This is a genomic window from Paenibacillus wynnii, assembly GCF_000757885.1.
GTDB lineage: Bacteria > Bacillota > Bacilli > Paenibacillales > Paenibacillaceae > Paenibacillus_AQ > Paenibacillus_AQ wynnii.
In genome coordinates, this window is sequence record NZ_JQCR01000002.1 from 2130596 (window position 1) to 2152913 (window position 22318).

Here is a 22318-nt window from a genome sequence, read left to right on the forward strand (position 1 = left end):
CAGTCAGACAAGGGTCTGGAAATATAGTGGAGAGAAGACTATTATGTGAAGAACTAACTTCCCGCTGGAGATAATGATTGACGAACCAGGGTAGCAAACACGGTAACGTATAGGAGGTCTGGAAACATGGAGTTTGAAGAAATATTAACGGTACATGTTCAAATAGAGAATACGATCGAACTGAACAATAACGATGGAGATTCAGTAATAATGATTTCTTTTAAAGGTCGTGCCACAGGTAAGTATTTTAATGGAGAGATTCTCGACGGAGGAGTTGATACGCAAATCATTGGAAAATACGGGGATCAACATACTTTATCCAAAAGTCATTACGAATAGTAAGGCGTTAGCTTTTTTGAATGATGAAATTTTAGTTGCAGAAGGACTACCATCGGAATCCAGTTTAGATATTAAGATATATAAAGTAATATAAAAAATATAACTGGATAAGTAATTTACACTTCTATGTCATGGAGGGAAAAAATGAGCAGTTATCAAAAAGAAATGGTCAAGATTAAACATCATGAGAGGGAAATTTATGGCGTCTCTTACATACCGAATAAGATGAAGAAGTATCCTGTCGTGATCTTCAGCCATGGTTTTAATGGAACAAATGTAGATTTTGCTATGCATAGTGACTATTTGGCCAAGAATGGTGTGGGCGCCTACTGTTTTGACTTTTGTGGGGGCTCCGTAAATTCAAAGAGTGACCTTAAGACTAACGAAATGTCTATATTCACAGAAAAAGAAGATCTGCGCGCTGTTGTTGAAAACATAAAAAATTGGGACCATATTGATCCTGATCGTATCTACTTATTTGGAGGAAGTCAGGGAGGATTAGTCTCAGCATTAGTAGCCGATGAATGTATGGAGGAGATTAAAGGGCTCTTGTTGCTGTTTCCAGCGCTTTGTATTGCAGATAACTGGAATGAAAGGTTTCCAACACGTGAGAGCATCCCTGATCTGGAAGAGTTATGGGGAGTTCAATTGGGGAGGATTTTTTTTGAATCGATTCACGAATATAAGGTGTTTGACCATATTGGCAAATTCGATAAAAATGTTTTGATTTTTCATGGGGATCAGGATGACATTGTGGCACTTGAATATGGAAAGAAGGCATCCATGTTATATCTTCATGCTAGAATTGAAGTGTTTCCAGGAGAAGGTCATGGTTTTTCAGAGGCGGGTAATACAAGAGTCGCTGAGATGACATATGAATTTATAATAGCCAATATGTAACATAACCAACATTGCGAATAGCTGAAATTCATCAGCATAGTGGCGATAAAGCAGATAGATTCCCATATGCTGGGGGTTGATCCGTCCTTGGCAAGCAACCAGCCGAAAATCATTGTATCACCACTGGGTATCGGCGACCCCGAAAGATCCTGCCCGTCTTGTATTCGATGGCAAAGCCGATGAAGGCGTTGTTGTATCCATGGCGGACTTAGGTTCCCCGGTAGGTCACGATTTGGTCTTTCGTCAAGTTCAATGAAACAACGGTATGGTGGCCGCCGCCATTCTCGACCAACCTCGAAAAGGGTCTAGACTCTAGGTCACGAATAAGATATATGTACCAAAAATTTCTTAAACTGGTTTTAAGTCAAGGGGGGGAACTATGGATTGGGTTGAGGAGAGCAAACGATTTGATGAGGCTGCCGAATACTATGATCATTATCGCCCGAGCTATCCCGATGAACTGGTTGAATGTATTGAATCCAATGCGGGGCTTGGGCCAAGTTCTAAAATCCTGGAGATTGGTGCAGGCAGCGGCAAAGCCTCTGAACTGTTTTTGAACAAAGGGTATGAACTGTTATGTATTGAACCTGGCGCCCAGTTGGCAGAAGTGGGGAGGAGGAAGCATCGGGATAAAAAACTGGAATATCTCGTCACCCGCTTTGAGCATTGGGATGAACCTGAGAATCACTTTGATTTGATCTTCTCTGCCACCGCATATCATTGGGTACCGCAGCCGATTGGATACAAAAAGTGTGCTAGCACCCTAAAAGTAGATGGTAATTTGGCGCTGTTTTGGAATATGTACTTTGGTGAAGGCGACCCCCTCTATCAGGAACTCGTCTCTTTATGTAATCAGTATGGTCTTGTTTACTTTCAGAATGGCAAGGATATGGAGATAAGAATACAGACAATTGCAAAAGAAATGACGGACAGTGGATATTTTCACAACCCTGAGATCATTCGATATCCCTGGAAGCAATCCTATAATACGGAGAGCTTCTTAGGGTTTATAAAGACCGGAAACGGCTTTCTCGGGAAATCGAGTAAAGAAAAATCAGAAATCGAAGCCGAGATCATAGCTGTTTTGGACAAAATGGACGGTAGTGTTGATATTGAGTTTGTTAGTACTTTATTTATTTCGCAAAAGATACCATATGTAATGAGAAATGAGCATAATAAGTTTTCCTTGTTTCTCTGCGATCTACATGGCACCAGCCAACAAGGTACCCAATTTCTGCAAGGCTAAGGCTCTAACAGTAGTTTGTTTTAATGTATCCATCAATAGCAAATAGGGATGCGGGCCGTAGCTGATGCGAGCGACGATCAGCATCTCGTTACACAAACCCGGCACGAAGATTCCGTCAGCGCCGGCTTCCACATAGGCGTGTACCCTTTGAAGGGCATCTTCCATCTGGAGTATAGTTAAGATGACTCTAATATTTACAATTCATGATACGATACTGCCAAATAGCAAACTATTATGACTCTGAAGAATGGGGGGTAATATATGTCATTATTTAATGAAAAAGACGAGTGTTTTCTTATCCAGACTTTAAAATCGCATATACCAAACGTTGAGGATTTACTTAATTCAGCAGTTGAGGAAGCAGAAATAGACCTTCTTGAGAGCAGGATGAATTGCAAATTTCCAAAAGATTTCAGAAGCTTATACATGAATTTTAATGGAGAAGGAGAGCAGATTTTTGGCGTTATGGCTGGGCTTGCTTGGATGAACATTGAATCGATAGTAAGCAACTGGAAGTCGCTTTTGGAATCAGCTTACGATATTATATCCAGCAAACCAGATGTAATAAAAGATGGGAACTACAGAGAAGGCTGGATTCCTTTTGCTGAAGATGGTGGAGGCTCATTTTGGGCAATTGATTTAGACCCCGGAGAAAAGGGGATACATGGGCAAATTATAACGATAGATCGCAATTCTGATTTTTCATATGTTATTGCGGAAAGTTTGGGACATTTCTTCAAATTTATCGATTCTAGCCTCAGAAATAGTAGTATTGCTATTAGAGAAGAAGATGATGATGTAATCGTATTATCCCGTAAAAGTGGAAGTTTGTTGGATGATATTTTGGCTTTGACTAAAATGGATATCGAAGAGAACAGCCTTATCCCTGTAAGCGGATTTTGGGGAGAGTATTTTAAAGACGATGTTGAGAGTGGTTTTGTATCTTCAAAAACATTGGCAAAAGAGAGAATGGTATTTATTAGAGCTGATCAAGCTAAAAAATACGGAGTAATATCTTTGGATATTTTAACCCATATGGTAAATCTTAAAGAACTTATTATACATGCGGATGAAATTACTAATTTTGATGTACTTAAACGGTTGCCTTCTTTAGCAGAACTTGTGATAGGATCAGAAGCTTTTAAAGAGTCTGATTTGGAGTACTTAGTTTCTTTAGATGGGTTAAGGCAGCTAACGTTAATAGGACTTTCATTAAAAGATATACATAAACTGAAAGATATAAAGAAATTAAAGAGTTTGAGATTATGTAGAATGAACTCAATGGATAGCGAATCAATAGGAACTATAAACAATTTGAAGGAACTAAGTTTAGAAGAAATGGAGGTTGGCGACCTGCTTTATATTTCAAACCTTAGTAAGTTAATAAAACTAGAGCTCAAACAAGTGACAATACCACATTTATCATTCTTAAAAGGTTTAAAAAATATAACGTTTTTTGAGACGGATAGCTGTGCAAAAGATGAATCACATATAGAGGTTATAAGTGAATTGAAGAAATTAAAGCAATTTACTTATCCGGTTGGAGATTTAACAATATTCAAAGATTGTATGAGTCTAAAGCAGGTTGGAGTAGATGCATCAAGACTTAAAGGGTTGGAGGAGATTTCAGACTGTAATATAGTCGACTTAACTATATTTAATGCAGCATCTGAGGAAAATGCAAAGTCTGTAGTTACTGAGTTTGAAAAATACTTTAAACTTCAGTCATATGGATGGCGGGTAACATGGGAGAATTGTTAGAACTGATAAGAAAGTTGTTTATTTATCAGATTAAAACCTTTAGGGCACACTCACTTTGAGGATGCTCTATTTCGATTTTCAATATCTACATCCCATCTGGTAGAATAGGGGAAATAATAGTTCTCAATATTCTAGTAACTTGATTATATGCTTGGGGAGGTAGACCATGGACAAAGAACTAATCGCGCAACTGACGCAGTGGCATGAAGATGGTGAACACCAGAAGATTGTAGACACTCTGATGGAGATTCCTCCAGTGGATAGAGATTATGAGGGGATCAGCAGTCTGGCAAGAGCGTATAACAATCTGGGACATTATGAGGAAGCACTTGAACAGTTTGCGATGATTGCGGAACAGGGGCAGAATGACCTTCTGTGGTATGATCATAATAGTATTCAAGGGTGATGGTAACAGGCTGCTATTCCATAGACACTAAAAAGACCCCAAGGCTATAAGCTGCTTCTGGTACTCAACCGGAGGCAGCTTATTTAGCCTTCGTTGGGTCGATGTTGTGGAGATCTGCTGAGCCCCTACAGGGATGTGCCGTGCTTAAAGGAAAGAGTTAATGTAAAATAATAAGATACTGCAGTAAGCTCTTTTATTTGTAATTTTTGTCTATGCTTAGATTACAGTATCCGGCGGTGAACAAATAGCAATACTTGCAGGAAGAGGGATCAAGTGAAAAAGATACTCGTGATTGATGATGAAGCGGCCCTTAGGGACTTAATAGAGCTTGTGCTCAAAAGAGAAAACTTTCGGGTAAAAACCGCAGAAAATGGCAGTACGGGACTTGCGGAGCTGGATTCCTTTCAGCCGGATCTGGTTTTACTGGATTTAATGCTGCCAGATTACTCTGGCTATGATCTGTGCAAGGAAATTATCAAGAAACAAGCAATTCCCGTTATTATGCTGTCGGCGAAGAATGAAATTATAGATAAAGTATTGGGACTTGAGCTCGGGGCGGAGGATTATATTACCAAGCCGTTTGATAACCGGGAGCTCATAGCCAGAATCAAAGTTGTGCTTAGAAGATACGAGAATAATGATCTGAAAAAAGAAGAAGACCGGATTATCTATGGCGAACTGGCTTTTGATCTGGAAACCAAAGTGGTGCTGAAAAACGGAATCCCAATTTCGCTGACAGCCAAAGAATTTAAAATTCTGGAAACGCTGCTGAAAAGACCGGGTAAGATTTTTACAAGGGATGAGCTTCTGGAGATCGTATGGGGATATGATTTCTTGGGTGACAGCCGCAGCGTGGATATGACCATCATGCGGTTAAGAAAGAAGCTGGAAGAGGACGCTGAAAGTCCAAAGTACGTTAAGACCATTTATGGATTTGGTTACCAGCTTGGAGGTGACTTGGTCTGAAATATGCAACCCGGCTGTTGTTGAATTACTTACTTTTCTCGGTGTTGTCCTTTGCCGTGATTATTGTTTCTGTGAATAAAGCGATCGATTACTTCAGTTTTGTGACTATTGAAAAGCAAATGATGGAAAAGGCTGATTTATGTGAGTTGTCCTTTAGAGAGATACTCGCCAAGCATGAAAAAGCAGAAGGTGAGGGACAAGTCTCGAATGTGCCGAGAAGCGCTCTGGAAACGCTGAAAGCTTCAGGCCAGGAAGTGCGGATCTATGACAGTAATCAGAAGCTTCTGGGCCTCGCGGTGAATGGAATCATCGTTTATGACGGAAATCCTTTGATTTTTAAGGGGAATATTGAGAATGCGCTCAAGGGGAATTATTCTTACTCGGTCACCGATAATAAATTACTGTATTTCGCCATACCGATTCAAGATATGTATTATCAGAATATCTATGTATTCGAGTTTGTGGAGGACATCTCTTACTTTTACGAGATCATGAATCAGATCCGTTATATCTTGTTTGCCAGTGCAGGAGGCTTTCTTGTTCCGATTACTCTTTCCAGCTTATTCATTGCCCGCAATACGACAAAACCGATTAAATATCTGCTTGGGGCTACAGAAAAGTTCTCCAAACAGCAGTTCGAGCAGGTTGAATTGAACAGGAAAGATGAGCTGGGGATGCTGGCAGCGGGATTAAACCGGATGGGTATCCAATTGAATGACTATATTCAGTACCAGAAGCAGTTTGTCTCGAACGTGTCTCATGAGCTAAAAACACCGCTCGCTGCCATCCGGGGTTTCTCCCAATATTTATATGAGGGCGATAATGAGGATAAAGAGCTGCAAAAGATATATTTTCATCTTGTGAATGAATCCGACCGCCTTACCCTGCTCATCAATGAGTTATTGATGCTGTCCCGCTTTGATAAAGCAGGTCCGGATGAGATTGGCACGGAAAAGACGGATTTATCCGAATTAACCGGTCAAGTGATTGCAGATATGAGAGCCAAAGCTGAGGGCAAAGCAATATCGCTGGAAGTAAAGCTGGAAAAAGGGGCTTTTGCCTATGTAAATCAAATATTGATGTCACACGCTATTGCGAATATTCTAGATAACGCCATCAAGTATTCTAATGCCAACACTCATATACAGATTGAGACGTTGATCAGACAGAAGGAAGCCGTTATACAAATAAGGGATCAGGGCATTGGGATCGGCGAGGACGAGATTGCACAAGTTCAGGAGAGATTTTATAGAGCGAGGAATTCAAATGAAGCCAAAGGTTCGGGCCTGGGACTGTCCATGTGCAAGGAAATAGCCGAAAAATTCAATGGGTATTTGGTTATTGAGAGCAAAATTGATGTAGGAAGCACCGTTTCCATCGTTCTTCCGTTGGTGTGAAGTGAAGTTACAAGAATGATACAAGTCTGTTATAACACTAATAAATTGTTTTTCTATAATAACCTCATAAGATTAAAACATTAAATTTTTGGAGGGGTAAAGATGAAAGCATTAAGAAAATCAGCAATCTTCCTGTTGCTCACAGTATTTCTGATGACACTTTTGGCGGGATGCCAAAAAAACCAGGCCGATTCGCCTACGGCAACAACCACTGCCAATGAAGCAACGGAGGCACCGAGCGAGGCTCCGACTGAGGCGCCAACCACGGCACCAACCGATCCATCATCCGGGAACAACTCCGGTTCCGAGGTAATCAAGGAAGGCACTATTCAAAAGGACGGGAATGTGATCCTAAAGCAGCTATCCTTTGTCTATAAAGACCATACTGTGGCCATTTCTGATATTGTTGACGATGAAAAGCTCGAAAGCATGCTGGGAACAGCGGTAGAGAAGAAAGCCCACACCTATTCCTTAGACGATGGGTTGAATATGGATACGCTGATCGGTTTCACCGAGAAACAATACAAATTTCCGGGGGTAGAAATCAAAACCATCGATGCGGCTGAAGGCAAGAAGTTCTATATCTTCAATATTAAAATTACCGATCCCAAATATACTACAATACGAAATATCAAAGTCGGCGACAGTGTGGAAAAGCTTAAGGGAGCCTACCCCGAAGGAAATCTAATCGGGAATGGAGCACCTAATGAAGAGGATGATTTCCGGTATGCGCCGGCAAATTATGTGGATGCAATGATATTTCATATAAAAGATGCCAAGATTGAAAGTATTCTCATGTACACGCTTCTGGACTGATTTTAAAAAGCCTCTTTGTTTTGAGTAATGTCCGTAATTTATTTCATAACGGTAGGGCAAGTTATTCCCAAGTTGTTTTTCTAAAAATAATTATAACCCTGCTGTAGTCTTTCGATTACATGTTCCGCATGGCGGTAATATTAGAAACTATGGTTTACACTTTCCTGGGCAAGACCGCTATGGAGCAGTCCCCAAGCACACTCCCTCATCATATTCATGTATTTCATATCATGGAGAATGGTATACTGTTCCTCTTCGTATTCGCCGAAATACGATTGTAACCAAAGTTTCTCTTGCTGCGGTGTAAACCCGTTAGTGAAGGGATTGGAGGCCAAGTCAAAAAAAACGTCGCCAACCCCGCATAGCTCCCAATCAACGACATGAAGCTGTTGATCTGGTTGGGATCATAGCAAATTAAATAAGTAATAGTCATTGTGGCAAAACTTATGGCTGTATATCAAGCTGGAAACGAATTTTATTACCGCCAACGTCATCGAATCCAACATCAGATGAATGAAAGGATCTATGTAGGGCTGACACGTTATCAGTGGGTAAATGGTCAATTTGCAACAACCTATCTGCTTTCGGTTCAGGTATTATCGGGTAAGGATTTACCACAAGACCTAACATATGATCGCATCCCTAGAAGCAAATATGTTGTATTCACCTATATCGGAGGGTTTCATGCCAGGAACCTCACGATCAAGCATTTAGAGCAAATGTGGAAGTGTATCGAAAACAGGAGAGATTCCTATCACCAGTCTCAACCGTTTCATTTTGAGGTCATCAATGAGGATCATGTCACAGAAGAGTATTGCGAGGTAGAGATCTATAAGCTACCGGAAAAGAAGGTTGAATAGAGCGAAATCTAATGTCCAATGTGGGGATTTGTAGGATCATTAGATATATAGAAAGAAGGATAGTCCTATAGATTCATGGACTATCCTTCTTTATTAAATCTTTATTCAAGAGTACATTTTCATTTTATTATGATGTCGTCCAATCGGTACCACAGAAGGAGAGCCCGAAACGAAGTCTTTGATTATAGTGCACTGGAGACAGAAAATGTCTTGGATCAATTTGCTTGTAATAACCTTTGATGGCTCGCCTTCGGTTACAAGCTTTCCTTCATGAAGAGCAAAAATATGATCTGCATAGCGTGCGGACAAATTAATATCATGAAGAACCATTACAATGGTTGTACCACGTTTACGGTTCAGGTCTGTCAGCAGATCAAGAATCTCGACTTGATAGGTGATATCTAAGTAGGTGGTGGGTTCATCCAGAAACAAGATGTCTGTTTGTTGTGCCAGAGCCATCGCAATCCAGACACGCTGTCTTTGACCACCTGAGAGCTCATCGATATTCCGATCGGCAAATTCAGTAATATTCATTATTTCCATGGCCTCAGCAACAGCTTCATAATCCTTTTTTGTCCAACCCCTCAGAAATGTTTGGTGTGGGTATCTTCCTCGTCCAACCAAATCTGCAACCGTTATTCCCTCTGGAACAATAGGAGATTGAGGCAAAAGCCCTAACACACGTGCCAATTGTTTTGGAGGAATTTTGTGAATGGGTACTCCATCCAAGGTAACCTGCCCGGAAGTAGGTTTAATAAGCCTAGCCATCGTTTTAAGTAGTGTAGATTTACCACAGCCGTTGGCTCCAATAATAATGCTTATTTTATTACTTGGAATGGAAATACTCACATCATGCAGAATGGTTTTATTATCGTATCCAGCGGTGATGGTTTCAGCTTGAAAAGTATGTGTTGGGTTCATTATAAATCACCCTTTCGATTGATTCGGATCAGCAAGTAGATCAAGTAAGGCGCACCTAGAATGCCTGTAATTACACCTACAGGGTATCTAGTAACGAATGCGAATTGCCCAATAAGATCTGATGCTAAAACTAAAATGATTCCAACAAGACCCGCTGGGATAATGCTTGAAAAACCTACACCAACAAGTCTTTTTGCGATAGGTCCAGCAAGGAATGCGACAAATGCAATGGGTCCTGTTGTAGCTGTAGCTAATGCAATGATAAGTACAGAACTGATAATAAGTGCAATTCTTGTCTTATCCGTATCGACTCCAAGTGAAGTTGCTGCTTGCTCTCCAAGTTCTAACATATCTAATTGTTTCCTAAGTGCCATGATGATAGGTGTGAAGATAAGAACTGTAATGATCAGAGGATAAAGATTCTCCATCTTGGCACCATTTAGACTACCGCTTAGCCATCTCATGGCAGTAGGCACATCTTGTTGTCGACCAATAAGTAAAAAGTAGGAAATTACAGCGTTTAGCATAGCTTGAATGCCAATTCCGATTAAGATGAGTCTACCAATCGAAAAAGAGGACCCTTTGGACAATAGGAAAATTACGAACACAGTTGCAAGTCCACCCACAACAGAAGCAATAGAAACAACCATATTACTGGCCTGTAATACAATGATACAAAAAACAGCGGACGCACTAGAACCAGCCGTTATTCCTATTACATTTGGGTTTGCTAAAGGATTTCGTAACATGGTCTGGAATATATATCCGCCAACACCGAAAGCAAATCCAGAGAAAACACCTGCGATCATCCTCGGAAAACGTATCGTACCCACTGCAAATGTGGCACCTTTTACATCCTCACCCAGTAGAACACGAACTACATCCTGAACGGGATAAATTGTATTTCCTAGCATAAGCATCGTGCAGCACAATGCGAAAGCGATACTTGCAAATAAGGAAGTCATGAGTATAAAACGACGACGTCTTTTGGCTCTACCTAAAATAATATAGTTCAAGTTTTCATTCATCATAACGTCCGCATTTTCGCTTTCATAGTTAATAGGATGAGAATAGGAGCACCAATAAATGCTGTAACTATACCCACTTCGAGCTCCCCAGGACTACCGATAAGCCTCCCGAATATATCTGATATCGTTAGAATGATTGCCCCTGAAAGAGCTGACATCGGGATAACAAAGCGTAAATCAGGTCCAATAACGAGTCGTACTACATGGGTGGCTAAAAGACCAATAAAGCCAATAGGACCAGCTAATGCTGTTGCTGCACCGCATAATAGAATACCGGCAAAAGCAGCAATTAGTCTAATCATTCCAGTGCGTACTCCCAACCCTGTAGCCACTTCATCACCTAAAGCCAATGCATTTAGTGCCGGTGCTGTGAACAATGCGATTAGTATTCCAACAATTAGAAAAGGAATAAAAGTAGAGATAGAACTCCAGTTTCCTGATCCAACACTGCCTACTTGCCAAAATCTGAATTGATCCATAACGTTTGTACGGGGGATCATAATTGCGATTACTAGAGATGATAATGCAGCACTGGTAGCAGCACCTGCTAAAACGAGTTTAAGGGGGGTGGCACCACCACTCCCCATAGACCCAATTCCGAATACAAAAATGGCAGTTATGATTGCTCCTAGTAGTGCAAGCCATATATATTGACTAGCAGTACTGATATTCAAGAAGGAAATTCCACAAACTACAAATAGAGCTGCTCCGGTGTTGACTCCTAATATACTAGGATCTGCAATAGGATTACGAGTGACGGATTGCATTAGAGCCCCGGAAACTCCTAATGCAGCACCGCACATTAAACTAAATATAGTTCTAGAAATTCTTTGGCGAACAACATTTGCTTCGTGGGACTGTACATCAGGGTGGAACAAACCATCCATAAGTTGTGTCCATCCAATGGTACGAGAGCCAAAGGCAAGCGACGCCAATACACATATACCGAGTAATATAACAAGGAGTATGAGTACTTTTATGAAATTCTTCGGAACGTTTAACTGCTTATTTTCTGAAACGGATGTGTTCATCATTTATTTCAACTTGCCAACAGCTTCTGAGAGTAATTTTAAGTATTCATCAATGGAATAGTTAATCGCAAGCGGGTTTGGAGTTCCTGCCGCTGCAAGTGGAGTGTTATCTCCAATAATGACAACAGATCCTCTTTGAACGGCTGGGACTTTACCGAGAATGGGATCAGCTTGGAGTGCTTTTAACGTATTCTCATCTCCATAAGATACGAAGATATCAAGATCGTTAAGAATATCTGCATTTTCAGCACTTAATTCTAAATAGAAACTGCTTGGATCCGTAATTTTACTAGTAATGCTTTCAGGGTATTCCATTCCTAACTCCTTAATAAACTCACCACGAGAATCGGTTGGTGTGTAAACGTAGAATTTAGATAAATCTGTAGCTGTAAGGCTAACAAATGCAGCTTTTTTACCTTTAATTTCAGGGTATTCATTTGCTTTATCTTGAATTAACTTCTCGGTATCGGCAATAAGTTGTGCACCTTCTGCTTCCATTCCCATTCCCATGGAATTGTACTTAATTTGTTCGCGCCACGAAGCTAACCAAGGGCTAGTCTGATAAGCTACAACCGGAGCAATTTCACTTAAAGTAGCGTATTCTTCTTGTGTGATTCCTGAATACGCTGCAAGAATTACATCTGGATTAGCATCTGAAATGGCTTCAAGATCTAAGCCGTCCGTATCTTGGAATATAGTTGGTGTTTCTCCACCCAGTTCTTTTAATTTCTCAGCCGTCCAAGGCAACATACCGCTCTTATCTTGAACACCGTAGTTTGCAGCTGAGAAACCTACAGGAACAACGCCAAGTGCAAGAACAACGTCATGGTTTGCCCATGAAATAGTAACCACACGTTCAGGTTTCTTTTCAATCACGGTTTCCCCTAATGCGTGCTTGATCTTGATTGGATATACAGTTTCTGACTCTTTGGAATCCGTAGCCTCTGCTTTTGACCCTTCGTTTGAGGCTGATTCAGAACTTGATTGCTGGTTTGAGCAACCAACCAATGCCAACATGAGCATAGCAATGATTAGTGTTGTGATTAATAAGATTTTTCTTTTTGCATTCATTTATATACCAGTCCTCACCACGATTTTATTTGATAACAATTATCATTATCATTAATATAAGTTGTCTTTTGGTGGGTTGTCAATCAATTATATAAAATGCACTCAGAATATATGAATCGTAAAGGGGATAAAAGTGCAGGCTTACCTATCAAGGATGGAGAAATGCCGCGTGGCAGCTCCTTTAGAAAAAGAATGGTGGACTAATCCAACCGACAAAAAAGGAGCACCCACAGTATAGGGGTGCTCCTCACTAATCTAGACAAGTTCTTTTACTGTATCCCTTTCATATATCCCTGTATTTTCGAGGAGAACGAGTAGAGAAGAATACTGAGGAGGATTGCTGCTCCCCCAATGACACCAAAGTATATCATCTCGGTAGCAGGTGAATAAAATCTAACAATCTGCGCATTAATCGCTTGGGCAGCCGCATTGGACAAGAACCATAAGCTCATGGTCTGGGCTGAGAAGGCGGAGGGTGCTAATTTAGTCGTAGCTGATAGTCCTACAGGAGACAAGCATAATTCCCCCAACACAACGATGAAATAGCTAAGAACGAGCCATAAAGGATTAACCATGGAATTCTCACCGACAAAGTAAGCCGGCAAGAGGATAACAAGGAAGGATAATCCGGCGAACAATAGACCTAAGGCAAATTTCTTCGGTATCGTGGGCTGCCGTTTTCCAAGCTTCACCCAAGCCCAAGCAAATAGGGGGGCTAAAGTGATAACAAACAAAGGATTTAAAGACTGGAACCAGGCTGGCGAAATATGAAGTCCGGCAAAATTGAGTTGCGTACGTTTATCTGCATAACTGGCAAGGATGGTTGACCCTTGTTCTTGAATAGCCCAGAACATAATCGCTGCAATAAACAGCGGAATATAAGCAATGAGTCTTGAGCGCTCAACACTTGTTGTTCGCGGACTACGGAACATAACAATAAAATATAGGGTTGGAATTAGAATTCCCAGAATACCTACGACCACGATAAAGGATTTAAACGTTAACAGACCTAACGGAATCGTAATAGCAACGATAATAGCGAGAACCACTGCACTGATACCGAATAAAAGGAACACCTTTTTCCGTTCCGCTCTTGATAACGGACTTGCTACTAAAGTGCCTGCAAGGCCGAGGTTCTTTTTCTTGGTATAGATAAAGACGAGTAATCCTAGGAACATGCCAACGGCTGCAATGCTGAAGCCCAGGTGGAAATTGTAATCCATACCGATGGTTCCTATAATTAGCGGAGCAATAAATGCCCCTAGGTTGATGCCCATGTAGAATATACTGAATCCTGCATCCCGGCGCCCATCATGTTCGCTGTAAAGTTCACCTACAATACTGGATACATTAGGCTTCAGCAAGCCCGTACCTAGCACGATCAGAACCATGGAAACAAAAAATAATGAAATACTTCCCGGGATGGCCAAGGTGATATGCCCCAGCATAATTAATATCCCGCCGTAGAATACAGCTTTTGACGCTCCAAATATCCGATCCGCTAACCAACCGCCAATAATCCCAGACATATAAACTAGTGAACCATAGATAGACATAATGGCGAGAGCGGTGCTCTCATCCATGCCGAGTCCACCTTGACTCAGTTCGTAATACATATAATAAACAAGGATAGCTTTCATACCATAGTAGGAAAATCGCTCCCAAAACTCTGTGAAGAATAGAGTAAACAACCCTTTAGGATGTCCAAAAAATCCCCGTTGCGGAACACTCTCTACAATTTTTTGTTTGTCTAAATCAGCCATGCTGCTACTTCCTCCCTAGATGGTAATAAAATTCTTCTGCTAAAGTATCATCCCTTAGTAAGAGTACCCATTATGAGTCGGTTTCAACTTACCAAACGCATATTAGACTTTACAGCGGACGAAAATAAATAGTATACAACATAGGTGGAAGGTTGGATATGACATAACTCCAAGAATGGATTTACACACCTTATCTAAATGAACCGAATTTCATGAAAAGAGCAACACATAGTGGTAGTCACTAGTGTTGCTCTTTGTACCACTCTGTCCATCGGGGTAGAGTCCGGTTGAGAAAGTTGCGTAAGCTTGATCAGTCATATGTTATTGTAAGAAAGTACAACAACACCAATTAACCGAACTTTTCAAATCTTGTGCAGGAGGCGATTCTAGAGTATGCAGGAACCCGATAAAATTTACAATACTGCGGTAGAAGCCACTCTTGAAGTGATTGGGGGCAAGTGGAAGCCGGTTATTTTGTTCCACCTCACGTTTGGGAAAAAGCGCAATGGCGAGCTGAAGCGTCTGATACCTACCCTAACGCAAAAAGTGTTGACTCAGCAGCTAGGGGAACTAGTAGATGCTGGCATCGTGTTCCGTATTTCGTATAACCAAGTGCCGCCGAAGGTCGAATATGAGCTGACGGACTATGGTTGGAGTCTGAAAGATATCCTTCATCTCATGTGCAGATGGGGGGACACGCATATTGAAAAAGTGTACGGCGACAGGGGAAGGGTGTTATTCCAACCGCCACGATCGGACGTATGAGACGTTAGGGGATTACTTTACGTTGGCGGAATTCCTCAAAGATGTCCATGAACATCTTTTCTGTATCGATGAAGTCATGGAATCCGAGGCGACGGGCTTTTGAGCTGTCAGAGAAAAAGTCGTAATCCCAAGAAAACACGAAATCTCCAAACCGCCACGATGAAACGTCCTTATAGCTATTCCTCGATAAATCATATTTCTTAACCATAAAATTCCACAGCGATTCCTTGTCCGCCATTACTACCTCTAAAGACATCGGTAACGGAGGAGCCGTATCGAGCTCAAAAAATGTCGCAATCTTCGGCCAAAGCTCGTTCCATCTGAACAAGTCGCCGTTCGTGATGTTAAAAGCCTGATTTGCGCAACGTTCATCGGTTGCCGCCCAGACTGTTGCGCGAGCCAGCAAGTTTGCATCGGTCATTTCCAGTAGGCTATTGTAAGCGCCAGGCTTCCCGGGAAAGCGGAGTGGCAGTCCGAGTTCCTTGGACATGGAAGCATAAATTGCGATAACCATCGCGAGGTTCATCGGATTGCCCAGTGCAAACCCGCTAACAACTGACGGACGAAGGGCCGACCAAGTCCATGGGGTTCCCGGTTGCCGTTGTTCAAGGAATTGCTGTTGGTCGATATTGAACTCGGGCGGCATATGGTTGGCATCCGTCTCCCGCGCTGGCGTTTTGAAGGGGCCGAGATGCGCTCCGTACACCTTGAAACCTTGCATCAGACTGATATGCTGCAGGTTCGGGGCAATGGGTTCAATCGCGTTAACCACGTTCACGAGCATAGCTAAGTTGGGCGGAACTAGTTCAGCCCATGTTGGACGATCTTGATAAGCGGCGTAGAAGATATGGGTGACTGTGGTAAGTTTGCCGAGTTCCGTGAAGGCGTCCTCTTCATTGAGCAGATCTACCGCCACATATCGTAACCGGCCAGCGTCCTCTCCGCCACGTCGCGAGACACCTATGATATTCCATTCTGGAAGTGTCATTAGATAGTCAATGAGATTCCGTCCGATCACTCCGTTAGCTCCAACGACAAGGGCTGTTTTATTTGGCATAAATTCATCTGGTTTCATAGGGTATTCCTCCTTCTCTTATAACGATTATTATGAGTAGGAGGAAAGATATTGAAAAGTACGCACTTTGAACTCATATAGTTACTTGAAAGTAACATATGGCGCCATATGAGATGGAACTTGAAAAGAATTTGGAAAAAAATCCGATAGAAGTAAGGATGGCCTAATCGAATTACATAGAAGGAGAGTATATATGCCTACTCAATTAGTAAAAAAAATCATCGTGTTATGTTTGGTTCTAGTATTCATACCGGCAACATCTATTTGGGCCGCATCCGTCATTACAGACCCGGCTTTGGCGAAAGCCATTCGAGTGGAATTAAAGCTGTCGGCTAATAAAGAGTTGAAGGCTGCTGATATGCAGAAGTTGGAATCTTTGTACCCTATGAATGGAAAAGCTAAGATTACCAATTTGCAAGGACTGGAGTATGCCGTTAACATGCAGAGCTTATTTCTGCCCGGCCAAAATATAAAGTATATTACACCACTCAGCAAATTGAAAAAACTGACGTTTTTAGCTCTTGAGGGGAATCAGATTACAGATCTTTCACCGCTTTCCGGGTTAAGTTCTCTGCAAAACCTGGTAGTTGACGGTAACATGATAAAAAGTCTATTGCCCTTGAAAAATTTACATAAGCTAACCGATCTTTTTGCCAGCAATAATCAGATAGCAGATTTAGGTCCCATTCGAAAATTGAAGTTGAACTGGATCATTATGAACGGAAATAAAATTCAAGATTTACAGCCGTTAAAAAATCATCCTACACTGGAGTATCTTTATCTAGACGATAACCTTATCCAGGATATTAAAGTGCTCGAAACAATACCGCACTTAAGAGAAGTATCTTTGGCAAACAACCCGCTGAATGAGCTGTCGCAACAGGTTATCCAAAAACTAGAGGACAATGGCGTCAGTGTAAATTTGGAGAATGAAGATGAGGCCAAGCCAGAGTAGGATCTAGCAATAAGTGGTCTTAGGAAAAGAGACATATGTCACTGATCTAATTCTCACATCGCAAGTAATATGTTAGAATACAAAAAGTATTAACGCTTTATTAACTGCATAATACGCAAGCTATGATTGCTATGGATCACACTATAGCAGGAGCAGCTTCTGGAGAGACCGTGGGAAACCGCGGCGCCGAAGGGTTCACAATCTCAGGCAAAAGGACAGAAGAGTACTGAATATTTATTTGTCATGCTGATCGTTATTAGCAGGGCAAGTACTATTTAATATTCTTATGAACTGAGAGATTGGATGACATCCAATCTCTTTTTTTTATGGGCATTAACGTGTTGCATTCAGAAGGGGGAACTAGGTAATGGCACAACAAGAATTAAAAAGAGAGCTGGCCAATCGGCATGTTCAACTCATCGCCATCGGCGGCACCATCGGTACGGGATTATTCTTAGGATCCGGTAGAGCGATCCAACAGGCAGGACCCTCTATCATGATTACGTATTTGATCGTGGGTATCGCCGTGTTTTTTGTAATGAGAGCGCTAGGAGAACTCCTGTTGTCTAATGCAGGTTATCAATCTTTTACAGATATTGCTGAAGACTATCTTGGACCTCGGGCTGCATTCATAACCGGTTGGACGTATTGGTTTTGTTGGATCATGACAGCTATGGCTGATGTTATTGCCGTTGGTGTATATGTACAGTATTGGTTTGATATTCCTCAGTGGGTACCTGCCATCGTCTGCTTAATCATCTTATTAGGATTCAATCTATTAGATGTGAAACATTTCGGAGAACTCGAGTTTTGGTTTGCTTTAATCAAAGTTATTACGATTCTCGCATTAATTGGCACTGGGGTCGTTTTGCTAGTGATGGGATTAAAGACGGATGCAGGAACGGTGACGGTCAAAAACCTTTGGGAGCATGGGGGAGTTTTTCCGAACGGAATTACAGGCTTTTTACTTTCCTTTCAAATGGTTGTGTTCGCGTATGTCGGTGTGGAATTAGTGGGTGTATCAGCAGCGGAAACAGCGAATCCTGAAAAAAGCATTCCATCGGCTATTAATAAAATTCCTCTACGAATTCTATTTTTCTACGTTGGTGCGCTTTTCGTCTTGCTATGCATTAACCCATGGACGGAGCTCAATCCGTCAGAGAGTCCTTTTGTTAAGACATTTAGCTTAGTGGGGATTCCAATCGCCGCAGGGATTATTAATTTTGTCGTATTAACTTCTGCCGCTTCCGCTTGTAACAGCGGGATGTTCTCAACAAGCCGGATTCTCTATAGCTTAAGCAAGAAAGATCAGGCTTCATCTCATTTTGCAAAACTGAACAAAAATCATGTGCCAGGAAACTCGTTATTCATTTCTACACTAGTCATATCCGTGGGAGCACTCTTGAGTAAACTCATTCCGGGGCAGGCTTTTGGCATAGTGACAACCATAAGTGCAATTTGTTTTATCTGGGTTTGGGGTGTCGTTCTCGTATGCCATATCAAGTATAAGAAGACCCGGCCGGAATTACAGGCTAAGTCCAAATTCAAAGCCCCTTTTACGCCATTGATTAACTTTGTGGTCTTAGCGTTGTTTGCCGGAATTCTCATCATTATGCTGTTCGCTAAAGATACACGTCCGGCTTTATTGTTTACACCGCTATGGTTTATTCTACTATTTGTGCTTTATTCAATTCGGAACAAAAAGGTGGTAGACGAGAAAAAAGCAGCATAAAAAATGGCGGCACAGGGATGAACTCCTGTGCCGCCATTCTATTTAATAGACTATAACGCGCCTCACTTATGCGTATCTGCGAATCGTAGCTGCCAGCTGTTCGGCGATGTGATGTGCTCCTGAGGCAAGATCGCTGCGTTCAAAACGCTGTTTTACCAAACGTTCATCTGTATCAAGCGCTTCAGAGAACAGGCCAGCGAGACCACGTGCCTTGCGGTCGACCTGCATCAGCAAGCTGACACCATTTTCATCCGGATAAAAGATGATTTCGAGTTCGTCCAGTTGGCCGCGGAACATGGAGGTAGGAACAAATTCAAATTCTTGGACAAACGACATTCCGTTTGTTTTGCCGTGATGGGGCGCATATTCACAGCTGACCTCACGAAGTCTAAATCCAAGTTGATTGACTGCATCAAGAATAATAGCAGAATGTGGATGTGGCATGACTTGAAGATGATCCTCATCCGTTGGATCAATCGCTTCCTTGATATCAAGGCCGGTGTGTATCCACACGGGTGTTCTGCCCATAGTCACCGGGGTAAACGCCGGAATCTGAAAGGAGACAGGGAATTCATAGGCTTTTCCTGCTTCTGCAGTAAACTTCTCAGCGAGCAGGAATTTGGCTAGGGTTGCTTCCACTTTTGACTTTGTATCATTATGTTCCTTTACATAAGTCGTTCTTACAAAAGCGTAAACGTCATCGACTTCCTGATCTACGCGACCGCTTTCGATCCGAACGACACCACTGAGAGTATCCCCGGCGCTCACCGTATCTTGATGAAGCATAAGATCAACCTTGGCGGCACCAATTCCGGCGCTCGCCAGCATACGTTTGAACATAGACAATATAAATCTCTCCTCTCATTTCGTAACTTACCCATCATACGCAAAGATATTATCTGAGGTTTCAGCCAGGTCAGGAACAGATTAACCGAATTCTCTACATGAATGAGAAAAAAGAACGTAGAAGACCGCGCTTCCTTGGCGGTACCTGAAGCATGACAACGGCAGACGGGTGGTTCTCTTCATAGGATGAGTGTATTTGGGTATTTGGCTTCTGAATGGTTTCTAAGGATGCAGCTAATTGTGTGATCATTTGGCGTAAATCCTCGAGTTCTTCGCGCTGCTGGAACAGCTGGATCGAGACTACTTCATCTGCTTTATGATGAAGTGAGCGTTCAATGTGATCGATGCGTGAAACCATATCTTCTATAGACTTATCATGAGTGTGCAGGCGGGTCTTTTCTTGCGGTAGCTCTGGTGGCTGATTGTAAGTCGAGAGATCAATACAATCCAACGTTACCCCGTGTTCGATACGGTCTTTAATATGAGTGAGCAGGCCAATTTCCTGCTCCGAGAATATATAATGGCCAAACCGGTCTTTTTTAAAGAAATTAGGAAACATAGAGATCCAACGTTTGATAGTAGTTGGGCTAACAGACAGCAGATCAGCAGCATCCTTCGTTTTCAAAATATCCACTTTGATTCCTCCACTTCGGATGTTCTTTTATAAATGATTCGCTGTTATTAAGCGCCTCCCTGCATGGGTGACAAAGGAAGTGCTGATTCGATAAACAAAGTGTTATTACGAGTAATCTTGCGGTTTGAGTGTCTGAATTAAAGTAAAGGACTTCCTAAAGGAGTACAAGCTTGTCCTTTATCCACGAGATGATCGATTCTTTATCTCGATAGATAGGATTGATTTGCTCCCAGATGTCATTAAAGTATTCTTGAAAAGCATTCACGATCGTACCTTCTTTAATTGCGATTAATTCAACCTTCGGATGGATATCATTTCTAGGATTGACCCCGATCGCGACGGTGTGATCTCCCTTAATATCGAATTGGGCTCTATGGATGAGATCATATTTGTGATCATCGATGAGAGCAATTTCAAATCGATCATAGGTTTGTATCAACTCTATAAGATAGAGGAGGTGAACCTTAATATCCTCGCGAGTAGGCCGGAAATAGGGATTCTGAACATATTTCTCCGTTCTGACGAGTTCTTCGATGGCTTTCATTGGATAGATATGACGCATCTGGAAATGCTGGATATCTCTATAAAATGATTGAACAGTATCCTCAATCCGTTTCCAATGAATAAGACGTTCATGCTCATCTGGTATCGATAGACGCATATACATCTCCATGGTTTCAAGAGGAACGGTTAAATACGAAAGATCATGTGCGCACATGTAATGACTTCCTGGTTTTCTATCTTTGGATACATTCAATTCGAAATAGTCATTTTGGCTCAAAATATGAATTAATGGCTCGGTGTTGTGAAGCATCTGCTCTACATATTTCTCAATGACGCGTACGGCTCCAATCTCATTCAAATAGAGACCCGCATCCACTTCTTTGTATTGCTCCGTGGCGTAACCCATGATTGCGCCTTTTCTTTTTATGAGAATAATTTCTTGGGCAGGATAATCGATTCCGTATTTATTGAAGTAATAAAGGGTATAAGCGCCTGAATAGTTCGTCCACGCCAGAATTTGATTAACTAACTGGAGGGAGCGCTCTACATTTTTATTTAATCGGCATAAATGACTAACAGACCAACCTAAACGTAAAGCTTGAATGATCGTTTGCTGCCATTCGTGGTGAAGCTCGGGATATCCGTCGAAATAATCAAGTTCACTTTGAAAGGTTAGGTAGATTGCTCTTTCATTTCCTGCTTCCTGATCCTGCAAAGCGCTCTTAAGCATGGTGATTGCAGCGGATAGGATGGCTTCCTTATGTGGGAGGACAGGTGGAATGTGGGTTGTCGCAGACACCTTCATGGATGTCTGATTAGGGGATAGACCCTTGGGTTCGCGATGGGTGATCTCTAATAATTTCGAGACGACCGCTTGCGCTTCGGTTTGCTTACGGTTTTTCCTCGATACGGAATCTAGAGTTAAAGTATACACTTGGGATTCATGAAGAAACTGCCTCACTCTATTCTGGAGCGTTGTCGCTTCATCCAACGATTCATCAGTCATGCCTAAGAGAATGAATAGAGCAGCTCTTGTTGCCTTTTTATAGTCTCGATCAAGTCCATCACATAGTGCTTCCGCGATATTGTCAATATAGCTGGTATGTAAAGCAGGCGTTCGGTTTCCTTGAATCCATCTCCGAACATAGGAAGCATCGATATTTAGGGTTTTGGCAAGTCGTGCCGCAGACCACCCGCGTATGAGAAGCAGTTCCTGCAGAGACTGTCCGAATTTCATTGAATGAATCATTTGATCACCTCTTCATAAGACTACCATATTGGCAAGGACATTTGTGTCCTGTC

General features: G+C 41.8%; 21 protein-coding genes, 1 pseudogene and 1 riboswitch. Of the genes and pseudogenes, 13 read left to right on the top strand and 9 right to left on the bottom strand.

Going from position 1 to position 22318, the window contains the following annotated elements:
* Positions 1 to 126: 126 nt before the first annotated feature.
* The 10 genes and pseudogenes from PWYN_RS12190 (at position 127) to PWYN_RS12235 (ending at position 8691) form a co-directional block, all read left to right on the top strand.
* Positions 127 to 339, top strand: coding sequence for a DUF3237 family protein (locus PWYN_RS12190; protein ID WP_052087908.1), 213 nt, complete (start codon positions 127 to 129; stop codon positions 337 to 339).
* Between the two features lie 144 nt (positions 340 to 483).
* Positions 484 to 1239: an alpha/beta hydrolase family protein gene (locus tag PWYN_RS12195; RefSeq protein ID WP_084146691.1), complete on the top strand. Its 756-nt coding sequence runs from the start codon at positions 484 to 486 to the stop codon at positions 1237 to 1239.
* 54 nt (positions 1240 to 1293) lie between these two features.
* Positions 1294 to 1456, top strand: a pseudogene (locus tag PWYN_RS29255) (L-arabinose isomerase); the annotation flags it as partial.
* Positions 1457 to 1618: 162 nt separating this feature from the next.
* Positions 1619 to 2485: a class I SAM-dependent methyltransferase gene (locus tag PWYN_RS28040; RefSeq protein WP_052087909.1), complete on the top strand. Its 867-nt coding sequence runs from the start codon at positions 1619 to 1621 to the stop codon at positions 2483 to 2485.
* A 261-nt stretch (positions 2486 to 2746) separates the two neighbouring features.
* Positions 2747 to 4246, top strand: coding sequence for an SMI1/KNR4 family protein (locus PWYN_RS12210; RefSeq protein WP_036651970.1), 1500 nt, complete (start codon positions 2747 to 2749; stop codon positions 4244 to 4246).
* Between the two features lie 166 nt (positions 4247 to 4412).
* Positions 4413 to 4652, top strand: coding sequence for a hypothetical protein (locus PWYN_RS12215; RefSeq protein WP_036651972.1), 240 nt, complete (start codon positions 4413 to 4415; stop codon positions 4650 to 4652).
* A gap of 273 nt (positions 4653 to 4925) precedes the next feature.
* A complete protein-coding gene (locus PWYN_RS12220) occupies positions 4926 to 5618 on the top strand; it encodes a response regulator transcription factor (protein ID WP_036651975.1) in 693 nt (230 codons plus the stop codon).
* A 56-nt stretch (positions 5619 to 5674) separates the two neighbouring features.
* The gene (locus PWYN_RS12225) at positions 5675 to 7015 is read left to right on the top strand and encodes a sensor histidine kinase (RefSeq protein ID WP_240479724.1); all 1341 of its coding nucleotides are present in this window, start codon (positions 5675 to 5677) and stop codon (positions 7013 to 7015) included.
* Positions 7016 to 7117: 102 nt separating this feature from the next.
* Positions 7118 to 7831, top strand: coding sequence for a hypothetical protein (locus tag PWYN_RS12230; RefSeq protein WP_036651978.1), 714 nt, complete (start codon positions 7118 to 7120; stop codon positions 7829 to 7831).
* Positions 7832 to 8277: 446 nt separating this feature from the next.
* Positions 8278 to 8691: a GyrI-like domain-containing protein gene (locus PWYN_RS12235; protein WP_036651980.1), complete on the top strand. Its 414-nt coding sequence runs from the start codon at positions 8278 to 8280 to the stop codon at positions 8689 to 8691.
* 105 nt (positions 8692 to 8796) lie between these two features.
* Here the strand turns inward: PWYN_RS12235 and PWYN_RS12240 are convergent, their stop codons facing one another.
* The 5 genes from PWYN_RS12240 to PWYN_RS12260 all read right to left on the bottom strand — a co-directional run bounded on the left by PWYN_RS12240 (position 8797) and on the right by PWYN_RS12260 (position 14505).
* Entirely contained in the window at positions 8797 to 9612 is an 816-nt protein-coding gene (locus PWYN_RS12240) for an ABC transporter ATP-binding protein (protein ID WP_036651983.1), read from the bottom strand.
* Positions 9612 to 10643: a FecCD family ABC transporter permease gene (locus PWYN_RS12245; protein ID WP_036651985.1), complete on the bottom strand. Its 1032-nt coding sequence runs from the start codon at positions 10641 to 10643 to the stop codon at positions 9612 to 9614. Before PWYN_RS12245 ends, PWYN_RS12240 begins: the two co-directional genes overlap by 1 nt.
* Entirely contained in the window at positions 10640 to 11674 is a 1035-nt protein-coding gene (locus PWYN_RS12250; RefSeq protein ID WP_036651987.1) for a FecCD family ABC transporter permease, read from the bottom strand. The genes PWYN_RS12245 and PWYN_RS12250 overlap by 4 nt, the downstream gene beginning before the upstream one ends.
* A complete protein-coding gene (locus PWYN_RS12255) occupies positions 11675 to 12742 on the bottom strand; it encodes an iron-siderophore ABC transporter substrate-binding protein (protein WP_036651989.1) in 1068 nt (355 codons plus the stop codon).
* Positions 12743 to 13011: 269 nt separating this feature from the next.
* On the bottom strand, positions 13012 to 14505 hold the full coding sequence (locus tag PWYN_RS12260; protein WP_036651992.1) for a peptide MFS transporter: 1494 nt from the start codon (positions 14503 to 14505) through the stop codon (positions 13012 to 13014).
* Between the two features lie 393 nt (positions 14506 to 14898).
* Between PWYN_RS12260 and PWYN_RS12265 the strand changes: the two genes are divergently transcribed.
* Positions 14899 to 15270 carry a winged helix-turn-helix transcriptional regulator gene (locus tag PWYN_RS12265; RefSeq protein ID WP_036651995.1) on the top strand — a complete coding sequence of 124 codons (372 nt, stop codon included), beginning with the start codon at positions 14899 to 14901 and terminating at the stop codon, positions 15268 to 15270.
* A 4-nt stretch (positions 15271 to 15274) separates the two neighbouring features.
* Here PWYN_RS12265 and PWYN_RS12270 read toward each other — a convergent pair whose 3' ends face one another.
* Positions 15275 to 16345, bottom strand: coding sequence for an SDR family oxidoreductase (locus PWYN_RS12270; RefSeq protein ID WP_036651997.1), 1071 nt, complete (start codon positions 16343 to 16345; stop codon positions 15275 to 15277).
* A 193-nt stretch (positions 16346 to 16538) separates the two neighbouring features.
* Between PWYN_RS12270 and PWYN_RS28045 the strand changes: the two genes are divergently transcribed.
* Positions 16539 to 17300: a leucine-rich repeat domain-containing protein gene (locus PWYN_RS28045; RefSeq protein ID WP_052087910.1), complete on the top strand. Its 762-nt coding sequence runs from the start codon at positions 16539 to 16541 to the stop codon at positions 17298 to 17300.
* 149 nt (positions 17301 to 17449) lie between these two features.
* A riboswitch (glycine riboswitch) is annotated at positions 17450 to 17529 on the top strand.
* A 138-nt stretch (positions 17530 to 17667) separates the two neighbouring features.
* Positions 17668 to 19032 carry an amino acid permease gene (locus PWYN_RS12280; protein ID WP_036651999.1) on the top strand — a complete coding sequence of 455 codons (1365 nt, stop codon included), beginning with the start codon at positions 17668 to 17670 and terminating at the stop codon, positions 19030 to 19032.
* A gap of 66 nt (positions 19033 to 19098) precedes the next feature.
* Here PWYN_RS12280 and PWYN_RS12285 read toward each other — a convergent pair whose 3' ends face one another.
* The 3 genes from PWYN_RS12285 to PWYN_RS12295 form a co-directional block, all read right to left on the bottom strand.
* A complete protein-coding gene (locus PWYN_RS12285) occupies positions 19099 to 19872 on the bottom strand; it encodes a sporulation protein (RefSeq protein WP_240479768.1) in 774 nt (257 codons plus the stop codon).
* A 100-nt stretch (positions 19873 to 19972) separates the two neighbouring features.
* Positions 19973 to 20512, bottom strand: a complete 540-nt coding sequence (locus PWYN_RS12290; RefSeq protein WP_036652003.1) for a MerR family transcriptional regulator — start codon at positions 20510 to 20512, stop codon at positions 19973 to 19975.
* Between the two features lie 154 nt (positions 20513 to 20666).
* The gene (locus PWYN_RS12295) at positions 20667 to 22265 is read right to left on the bottom strand and encodes a helix-turn-helix domain-containing protein (RefSeq protein ID WP_036652004.1); all 1599 of its coding nucleotides are present in this window, start codon (positions 22263 to 22265) and stop codon (positions 20667 to 20669) included.
* Positions 22266 to 22318 lie beyond the last annotated feature (53 nt).

Excerpts from the sequence above, each read along its gene's own strand:
- PWYN_RS12260 (WP_036651992.1), bottom strand. The coding sequence starts at position 14,505 with ATGGCTGATTTAGACAAACAAAAAATTGTAGAGAGTGTTCCGCAACGG.
- PWYN_RS28040 (WP_052087909.1), top strand. The coding sequence starts at position 1,619 with ATGGATTGGGTTGAGGAGAGCAAACGATTTGATGAGGCTGCCGAATAC.
- PWYN_RS12280 (WP_036651999.1), top strand. The coding sequence starts at position 17,668 with ATGGCACAACAAGAATTAAAAAGAGAGCTGGCCAATCGGCATGTTCAA.
- PWYN_RS12230 (WP_036651978.1), top strand. The coding sequence starts at position 7,118 with ATGAAAGCATTAAGAAAATCAGCAATCTTCCTGTTGCTCACAGTATTT.
- PWYN_RS12265 (WP_036651995.1), top strand. The coding sequence starts at position 14,899 with ATGCAGGAACCCGATAAAATTTACAATACTGCGGTAGAAGCCACTCTT.
- PWYN_RS12285 (WP_240479768.1), bottom strand. The coding sequence starts at position 19,872 with ATGTTCAAACGTATGCTGGCGAGCGCCGGAATTGGTGCCGCCAAGGTT.
- PWYN_RS12235 (WP_036651980.1), top strand. The coding sequence starts at position 8,278 with ATGGCTGTATATCAAGCTGGAAACGAATTTTATTACCGCCAACGTCAT.
- PWYN_RS12240 (WP_036651983.1), bottom strand. The coding sequence starts at position 9,612 with ATGAACCCAACACATACTTTTCAAGCTGAAACCATCACCGCTGGATAC.
- PWYN_RS12295 (WP_036652004.1), bottom strand. The coding sequence starts at position 22,265 with ATGATTCATTCAATGAAATTCGGACAGTCTCTGCAGGAACTGCTTCTC.
- PWYN_RS12190 (WP_052087908.1), top strand. The coding sequence starts at position 127 with ATGGAGTTTGAAGAAATATTAACGGTACATGTTCAAATAGAGAATACG.
- PWYN_RS12215 (WP_036651972.1), top strand. The coding sequence starts at position 4,413 with ATGGACAAAGAACTAATCGCGCAACTGACGCAGTGGCATGAAGATGGT.
- PWYN_RS12245 (WP_036651985.1), bottom strand. The coding sequence starts at position 10,643 with ATGATGAATGAAAACTTGAACTATATTATTTTAGGTAGAGCCAAAAGA.
- PWYN_RS12250 (WP_036651987.1), bottom strand. The coding sequence starts at position 11,674 with ATGATGAACACATCCGTTTCAGAAAATAAGCAGTTAAACGTTCCGAAG.
- PWYN_RS12270 (WP_036651997.1), bottom strand. The coding sequence starts at position 16,345 with ATGAAACCAGATGAATTTATGCCAAATAAAACAGCCCTTGTCGTTGGA.
- PWYN_RS12255 (WP_036651989.1), bottom strand. The coding sequence starts at position 12,742 with ATGAATGCAAAAAGAAAAATCTTATTAATCACAACACTAATCATTGCT.
- PWYN_RS12210 (WP_036651970.1), top strand. The coding sequence starts at position 2,747 with ATGTCATTATTTAATGAAAAAGACGAGTGTTTTCTTATCCAGACTTTA.
- PWYN_RS12195 (WP_084146691.1), top strand. The coding sequence starts at position 484 with ATGAGCAGTTATCAAAAAGAAATGGTCAAGATTAAACATCATGAGAGG.
- PWYN_RS28045 (WP_052087910.1), top strand. The coding sequence starts at position 16,539 with ATGCCTACTCAATTAGTAAAAAAAATCATCGTGTTATGTTTGGTTCTA.